The organism is Azospirillum sp. SYSU D00513, from assembly GCF_017356015.1.
Taxonomy (GTDB): Bacteria; Pseudomonadota; Alphaproteobacteria; order Azospirillales; family Azospirillaceae; genus Azospirillum.
Map to the genome: position 1 here is coordinate 86063 of NZ_JAFIQV010000032.1, position 7936 is coordinate 93998.

General features: G+C 69.5%; 8 protein-coding genes. 2 read left to right on the plus strand and 6 right to left on the minus strand.

Annotated elements, in window-relative coordinates; all coding sequences use genetic code 11:
- Positions 1-223 precede the first annotated feature (223 nt).
- Positions 224-1267, plus strand: coding sequence for a zinc-dependent alcohol dehydrogenase family protein (locus JUB11_RS22210; protein WP_207460923.1), 1044 nt, complete (start codon positions 224-226; stop codon positions 1265-1267).
- 122 nt (positions 1268-1389) lie between these two features.
- The gene (locus JUB11_RS22215; protein ID WP_207460925.1) at positions 1390-1890 is read left to right on the plus strand and encodes a DUF892 family protein; all 501 of its coding nucleotides are present in this window, start codon (positions 1390-1392) and stop codon (positions 1888-1890) included.
- A gap of 44 nt (positions 1891-1934) precedes the next feature.
- Here JUB11_RS22215 and JUB11_RS22220 read toward each other — a convergent pair whose 3' ends face one another.
- The 6 genes from JUB11_RS22220 to ytfR all read right to left on the minus strand — a co-directional run bounded on the left by JUB11_RS22220 (position 1935) and on the right by ytfR (position 7615).
- Positions 1935-2513 carry a manganese efflux pump MntP family protein gene (locus JUB11_RS22220; RefSeq protein WP_207460926.1) on the minus strand — a complete coding sequence of 193 codons (579 nt, stop codon included), beginning with the start codon at positions 2511-2513 and terminating at the stop codon, positions 1935-1937.
- A 309-nt stretch (positions 2514-2822) separates the two neighbouring features.
- The gene (locus JUB11_RS22225; RefSeq protein ID WP_207460928.1) at positions 2823-3257 is read right to left on the minus strand and encodes a cupin domain-containing protein; all 435 of its coding nucleotides are present in this window, start codon (positions 3255-3257) and stop codon (positions 2823-2825) included.
- Between the two features lie 84 nt (positions 3258-3341).
- Positions 3342-4103 (minus strand): FadR/GntR family transcriptional regulator, encoded by a 762-nt coding sequence (locus tag JUB11_RS22230; RefSeq protein WP_207460930.1) that lies wholly within the window; start codon positions 4101-4103, stop codon positions 3342-3344.
- Positions 4104-4113: 10 nt separating this feature from the next.
- A complete protein-coding gene (gene yjfF, locus JUB11_RS22235) occupies positions 4114-5091 on the minus strand; it encodes a galactofuranose ABC transporter, permease protein YjfF (protein ID WP_207460932.1) in 978 nt (325 codons plus the stop codon).
- Positions 5088-6089: an ABC transporter permease gene (locus JUB11_RS22240; RefSeq protein ID WP_207460945.1), complete on the minus strand. Its 1002-nt coding sequence runs from the start codon at positions 6087-6089 to the stop codon at positions 5088-5090. The genes yjfF and JUB11_RS22240 overlap by 4 nt, the downstream gene beginning before the upstream one ends.
- A gap of 5 nt (positions 6090-6094) precedes the next feature.
- On the minus strand, positions 6095-7615 hold the full coding sequence (ytfR, locus tag JUB11_RS22245) for a galactofuranose ABC transporter, ATP-binding protein YtfR (protein WP_207460934.1): 1521 nt from the start codon (positions 7613-7615) through the stop codon (positions 6095-6097).
- Positions 7616-7936 lie beyond the last annotated feature (321 nt).

Sequence of the window (7936 nt, forward strand, 5' to 3'; positions counted from 1 at the left end):
CACGGCGGCCACACAGCTCGAATATAGGATTTCCGGCCTGCTTTTGCGATGGCCGCGTCGGTCGGCATCCGGCGCCCAGTTCGCCCGCGCGGACGGTGCCGCCCGCATCGGCAAGGGCGGCCATCACGGCGCAGGTTCGGTCCTTCGACCGGCCCCGTTGACAGGCCGTCGCGCGCGGTTCCATGGTCCCGGTCCGTTTGGACCATATGGAACCGTTCCCGCCATGAAAGCCGCGATCTTCAACCGCTTCAACGGACCGCTCGAGGTGGTGAGCGTGCCGGACCCGGACTGCCCCAGGGACGGCGCCGTCGTCCGGGTCGAGGCCTGCGGGGTCTGCCGGTCCGACTGGCACGCCTGGACGGGCGCCGACTCCGACGTGTCCGCCCCGCATGTGCCGGGCCACGAGTTCGCGGGCGTGGTCGAGGCGGTCGGGCCGGATTGCCGGCGCGTCCGGGTGGGCGACCGGGTCACCGCCCCCTTCATCCTGGCCTGCGGTCACTGCCCGGACTGCGTGGGCGGCGATCCGACGGTCTGCAACGACCAGCACGTCATCGGCTTCTCCTCCTGGGGCGCCTTCGCCGAGCGCATCGCCATCCCGCGCGCCGACTTCAACCTCGTCCGGCTTCCCGACCAGCTCGGCTTCGTCGAGGCGGCGGGCATGGGCTGCCGGGTCACGACCGCCTTCCGGGGCCTCGTGGACCGGGCGGCACTCCAGCCCGGCGAATGGCTGGCGGTGCATGGCTGCGGCGGCGTCGGGCTGTCCGCCGTCATGATCGCCGCGGCCATCGGCGCGCCGGTGCTCGCCATCGACGTGAACGAGGAGGCGCTGGCCATGGCCCGCGCACTCGGCGCCACCAAGACGCTGAACGCCACGGGCATCCAGGACGTCGGCGCGGCCGTGCGGGACCTGACCGACGGCGGGGCGCGGGTGTCCATCGACGCGCTGGGCATCACCGACACCTTCCACAATTCCATCCGGGGCCTGCGCAAGCTGGGCCGGCACGTGCAGATCGGCATGCCGCTGGGCCGTCACGCCGAACCGACGATCCCGCTGCTGGAGCTGGTCTATTCCCGGCAGATCACGCTGATGGGCACGCGCGGCATCCCGTCGAGCCGCTTCCCCGCCCTGCTGGCGATGATCGAGAGCGGGCGGCTCGACCCCAAGCGGCTGATCACCAAGACCATCCCGCTGGAGGAGGCGGGTGCCGCGCTGGCCGCCATGAACGGCTACACCGGTGCCGGAATCACGGTGATCGACCGGTTCTGATCCGGCTTCGCGGTTCCCGGACCCGTCCTCTTGGGGCGGCCGGGAACCGCCCTGCCCGCCCCCTGTTGGAGGCTCCGCCATCGCGGCTCTTGCCGCGGCAACATCTCAAGGAGCCTTCATCCATGGCGAAGACGCGCACCATGCAGGATCTTCTGATCGGCAGCCTCCGCGACATCTACGACGGCGAGCGCCGCAGCCTGAAGGCCATGCCGAAGCTGGCGCGTGCCGCGACCGACGAGCGGATCAAGCAGGCCTTCGAACAGCACCAGGAGGAGACTCAGGAGCAGATCGAGCGGCTGGTGCAGATCTTCGAGACGCTGGATGTCCGCGTTCATGGCAGCCGCTGCCAGGCGGTCGAGGGGCTGATCGAGGAAGCCAAGGAGGTCCTGGAGATGGACCTGCCGCCCGAACTGCTCGACGCCGCGCTGATCGCCGCCCAGCAGAAGATCGAGCATTACGAGATCGCCTGCTACGGCACGGTGCACGCCTTCGCGGAGGCGATGGGCGAGACGGAGATCGCCAAGCTCCTGGAGCAGACGCTGGACGAGGAGCGCTCGACCGACGAGAAGCTGAACCGGCTCGCGGTCGAGGACATCAACCAGAAGGCGCTGAAGGCCGCCTGACCGCGCTTTCGGGCTCGGCGGAGGTCAGGTGGCGGGCGTTCCCCTCAGAAGGGGACGCCCTCGATCAGCGTGTGCTCGACGAGGATCTTGGCGCCGATGGCGACGAGGCCGAGGCCGCCGACGAACTCGGCGCGGCGGCCCAGCAGCGGGCCGGCGGCGCGGCCCAGCAGCACGCCGGCGAAGCCCATCAGGAAGGTGACCATGCCGACCAGCGTCGCCGTCGTGGCGATGTCCATGTCGGCCATGGCGAGGCCGACCCCGACCGCGCTGGCGTCGATGCTCGTGGCGACGGCCATGGTCAGCAGGGAGAGCCAGCCCGACCGCTTCGCGGCGGCGGCGTCATCGGCCTCCCCGGCGACGGCGTTGCGGACCATGGAGGCGCCGATGACCAGCAGAAGGCCGAAGGCGATCCAGTGATCGACGGCCTGGACAAGGTCGGCGAAGGCGACGCCGAGCCCCCAGCCGACCACCGCCATGAGAAGCTGGCAGGCGCCGAAGGCGAGGCCGACGCGAAAGGCTTCCGGAATGCCGGTGCGCGACCGCGCGGCACCCTGCCCGAGGGCGGCGGCGAAGCTGTCCATGGACAGGCTGACGGCGAGCGCGAGGGAAGTCGCACCGAACATGAGCAGCACTCCGGGCCATACGACACGCGACAGCGCGCCCACCCCCGGCTGGCCTTCGGGATGGCGGTCGCGCCATCGGTCTCGCCGAGCCGCCGGATCCGTCCGGCACCGCACGCACCACAGGACCCGTCTTGAAGCGGGTCCTGAGTCTGTTGGCACGCGCCCCTCCGCAGAGGGTGGCTACTCCCCAATGGTGGCCGGACCCTACAGGCGCCCGGCACGCACGTCAACGCATATGAACAGCTATTCATATACTTAGAGGGGTTCAAAAGAGGAGGGGCGAAGCCCCCGGCGCATCGAACGGATGGCTCAAACGGTGACCAGCCCGTACCGATGCATGATCTCCTTCACCCTGTCGGGATCGGGCTTGCCCGGGCCGTTCACCAGCTCCGCCAATTCCACGAAATACCGCTTCCCGATCGTTCCCGGCGTCAGGACGACCAGGGCGCGCGCGGTCTCCGGATGAGGGTTCTCGTGATGGTGGACGCTGCCGCGCGGAATGAAGACGCAATCCCCCGGCCGGACCGCCTGCTTCCGGCCGTCGATGGTCGTCGTGAGCGTTCCGCTCAGCCCATAGACCACCTCGTCCACGGCTTCGTGATAGTGGGGTGCCGGAACCCGGGCGTTCGTGGGCACCACGAATTCGAAGGTCACGGTGCTGCCCGCGCTTTGCTCCTCGTCCACGAGGAAACGGAGTTCGAGAGCCCCCATGCGCACCACGTTGTCCTCGTCCTGCGTCCTCATGGCATCCTCCCGGCCGAGATCCTTCCCTGCCATAGTCGTGCAGGCAGGCTCGGGCGTCCACCCGGATCTCTTCCAGGAGCGGCTTCAGCCGCCGTAGGCGCGCAGGTCCAGCCGTGCGATGGTCTTTTCGTCGTCGAGCACGCCGGCGGAGCGGGCGCCCTGCGAGATGACGGCGCACATGGCGTCGCCGGCCGCCTGCGGGTTCCGCCCGGCGATGGCGTCGAACACCGCCCGGTGCTGGCGCACCGAGCGTTCGTGGTCGTCCGGCCTGTCCACCGGCGAACTCAGCGTGAAGGCCGAGGTCAGCGCCGTGCTGATGAGGCTTTCGATGGACTGCATGAAGCCGTTGCCGGCCGCCTCGATGATGCCGAGATGGAAATCCAGGTCGGCCGCCGTGAAGCGTTCGAGGTCGTACCGGGCGGCGTCCATCCGGTCCAGGCTGGCGCGCAGCCGCTCCAGGTCGGTCTCGCCACGCCGCGTGGCGGCCAGCGCCGCCGCGCAGGGCTCCAGCGCCTGGCGGATCTCGAACAGGCTGCCCAGGAACCGCCGGTCCATGCCCAGCTCCAGCCGCCAGGCGAGGATGTCGGAATCGAACATGTTCCAGTTGTTCTCGGCCAGCACGCGGGTGCCGACCTTGGTCTTGGACACGACCAGCCCCTTGGCGGTCAGCGTCTTCAGCGCCTCCCGCAGCGCCGTGCGCGAGACGGCGAAGCGCTCCAGCAACTCGCCTTCCGACGGCAGCAGCGATCCGGCGGCGTAGTCCCCGCGCAGGATGCTGGTGCCGATGGACCGGGTGATGAGGCTGTGGGCCGAGCGGACCACGTCCGCCGCGCCGCGCCGCCTCATGACCAGGGCCTCACGCACGGGCGGGAACCGCGCCGCGCGCCGGCCAGGCGACCAGCAGCAGCCGCTGGAGCGCGATGAAGGCGAAGAGCAGGACTCCGACGGCGATCTTGGTCCACCAACTGCTGAGCGTCCCGTCGAAGGTGATGTAGGTCTGGATCAGTCCCTGGATCAGCACGCCGACGAAGGTGCCGATCACATGGCCGTACCCGCCCGTCAGCAGCGTGCCCCCGATGACCACGGCGGCGATGGTGTCGAGTTCGACCCCCGTCGCGGCCAGCGGATAGCCGGCGGAGGTATAGAGGGAGAAGACGATCCCGGCAAGCGCCGCCAGACCGCCCGACAGTGTGTAGATCAGCACCGTCGTGCGCGCGATCGGCACGCCCATGAGCCGCGCGGAGGTCCGGTTGCCGCCGATCGCGTAGACGTTCCGGCCGAAGCGCGTGAAATGCGCCAGAACCATGGCCGCCAAGAACAGCGCCAGCATCGCCATGGCGATGAGGCTGAGCCGTCCCCCGCCCGGCAGGGCCAGAGCCACGTCGTTCAGCTCGCCGTAGAGCGGGTGGTTGATCGGCACCGAATCCGTGGTCAGCAGGAAGCCGATGCCGCGGACCAGGAACATGCCGGCCAGCGTGACGATGAAGGCCGGCATCTCCAGGTAATGGATGATCCACCCCATCGCGGCGCCGAACAGCCCGCCCAGCCCCAGCGCCATCGCGAAGGCGAGCCAGGGCGGAACCTGGTGCTGCTCGATGGCGATGGCCAGGAACACGGTCGTGAAGGCGATCACCGATCCCACCGACAGGTCGATCCCGCCGGAGATGATGACGAAGGTCATGCCGATGGCCGCGATGCCGATGAAGGCGTTGTCGGTCAGCAGGTTGCCCAGCACCCGCGTGGAGGTGAAGTTCGGGAACTGCATCGCGCAGAAGGCATAGCCGGCGATGAAGACGAGGATGGTGGCGATCAGCGGCAGGTAGCGGCGGGTCATGCCCGGTCCCTCCGGTTGGCGCGGCGGGCGAGGATGGATTTCAGGGCGGGCGACTGGAGCAGCAGCACCGCCATCACCACCGTCGCCTTGACGATGAGGTTGAATTCCGGCTTGAAGCCGCTGAGCAGGATGCCCGTGTTCATCGCCTGGATGATGAGCGCGCCGACCACCGCCAGGGCTAGGCTGAACCGACCGCCGAACAGGGAGGCGCCGCCGATGACCACCGCGAGGATGGCGTCCAGCTCCAGCCAGAGCCCGGCGTTGTTGGCGTCCGCCCCCCGGATGTCGGCGGCGACGATCAGCCCGGCGACCGAGGCGCAGAGGCCGCACCAGACATAGACCGCGATGGTGACGAGCCGCGTGTTGACGCCGGCGTAGGCGCTGGACAGCCGGTTCACCCCGACCGATTCGATGAAGAGGCCGAGTGCCGTCAGCCGGACGACCGCCGCGGTCAGCACCAGCATCCCCAGCATGATGACCACCGGCATGGGCACGGTCAGGAAGGCGCCGCTGCCGACGGCGGCGAGTGCCGGGTCGGTGAAGGTGACGATCTGCCCCTCGGTGATGAGCTGGGCGATGCCCCGCCCGACCACCATCAGGATCAGCGTGGCGATGATCGGCTGGATCTGCAGGACCGCCACGAGGATGCCGTTCCACAGGCCGCAGGCGACGCCGATCCCGAGCGAGACGAGCAGGATCACCGGCAGCTCGTGCCCGTCCTGGGCGAGCGTCGCCGCCCCCGCCCCGGCGATGGCCATGACGGCGCCGACCGACAGGTCCACTCCCTTGGTCGCGATCACCAGCGCCATGCCGAGCGCCAGCAGCGCCACCGGCGCGCCGCGGTTCAGCACGTCGATCAGGCTGCCGAACAGCCGGCCGTCCTGGAAGCGGATGTCGAAGAAGTCGGGAAAGACCAGCCAGTTGGCGATCATCACGGCCAGCAGGGCCGCGACCTGCGGCAGGCTGCGCGACAGGGCCGGAAAGGATGGAATGGACATGGCGCTCACGTCGGGCTCCCCGCGGCGATGGAGGTCATGATGCGGTCGACGGTGACCTCCGGCCCGCGCAGCTCGGCGACGTGCCGCCGGTCGCGCAGCACGACGACCCGCCGGGCGTAGGCGACGATTTCCTCCAGCTCGGAGGAGATCACCATGAGGGCCAGCCCGTCGCCGCGCAGCCGGTTGATCAGCCGGATGATCTCCGCGTGCGCGCCGACGTCGATGCCGCGCGTCGGCTCGTCCAGGATCAGGAAACGCGGTTCGGTCGCCAGCCAGCGGGCCAGGATCGCCTTCTGCTGGTTGCCGCCCGACAGGTTCTGGATCGGCTTCTCGGCGTCGGAGGTGCGGATGTCCAGCAGCTTGATGAAGCGGTCGGCGATCTCCTCCTGCTCGCGGCGCGGCAGGGGGCGGAGCCAGCCCCGCCGGGCCTGGAGGGCGAGGATGATGTTCTCGCGCACCGACAGCTCGCCGACGATGCCCTCGACCTTGCGGTCCTCCGGGCAGTAGCCGAAGCCGTGGGCGACGGCGTCGCGGGGCGAGCGCAGCCGCGCCTTGCGGCCGCCGACCGTGACCGCGCCCGTGTCCGCACGGTCCACCCCGAACAGCAGCCGCGCCGTCTCCGTCCGGCCGGAGCCGAGCAGGCCGGCCACGCCGACCACCTCGCCGGGACGGATCTCCAGGTCGAAGGGCTCCACGGACTTGCGGCGCCCGAACCCCTTGAAGGAGACCAGCGGCTCTCCCTGGGGAAGGTCCGGGGCGGCGGCGATGTGGTGCGCCTCGGCGGCGAGTTCGCGTCCCAGCATCATGGAGACGAGGTCCAGCCGGTCGAGATCCGCCGTCACCCGCTCCCCCACCAGCCGGCCGTTGCGCAGGACCGTGATGCGGTCGCTGACCGCGTAGACCTGGTCCAGGAAATGGGTGACGAAGACGATTCCCATGCCCTGCCCCCGCAGGCGGCGCATGGCGTCGAACAGCATGGCGACCTCCTGCGCGTCGAGGCTCGCCGTCGGCTCGTCCAGGATCAGGACGCGGGCGGACAGGTCCACGGCGCGGGCGATGGCGACCATCTGCTGCACCGCGACCGAGAAGTCGCCGAGCGACGCCGCCGGATCGATGTCCATGCCGTAGCCGCGCATGATCTCGCGCGCGCGGCGCCGCATGGCCCGCCCGTCGGTGAAGCCGAAGCGTGTCGGCTCCCGCCCCAGAAACAGGTTCTCCGCCACCGACAGGTTCGGCAGCAGGTTCACCTCCTGATAGACGGTGCCGATTTGGAGCCGCTGGGCGTCGGCGACGTCGCGCGGCGCGATCTCCCGCCCCTCCATCCGGACGGACCCGCCGTCCTTCTGGTAGACGCCGGTCAGCGTCTTGATGAGCGTCGATTTGCCGGCGCCGTTCTCGCCCAGCAGCGCGTGGATCTCGCCATGGCGCAGGGTGAAATCCACGCCGTCCAGGGCGCGCACGCCCGGAAAACTCTTCACCAGCCCCCGCACCTGAAGGAGCGGCGGGCTGTCCGTCGATGCCGTCATGAAGGCCTCTTGAAGGCAGGTGGGCGAGCACTGAATCAGGAAGGACATGGCCCGGTGCACCCCTCTCCCCGCCGGGGAGAGGGAGGGACCCGCCGCGAAGCGGTGGGAGGGTGAGGGCAAGGCGTCCTCCAGAAGCCGCGAAGGGACCGATGGTCCCTTCGCCTAATTCGCACCCTCACCCCAACCCTCTCCCGGGACGGGAGAGGGGATCGACCCGTGCTTTCTTAAACCCTCAGAGCCTGTTTGATTAGGCTTCTGGCTTGTAATCTCGGCCATAGGCGCGGAGTGCTCGATCGAAAGCAGCGATTTCTACGGCATCTT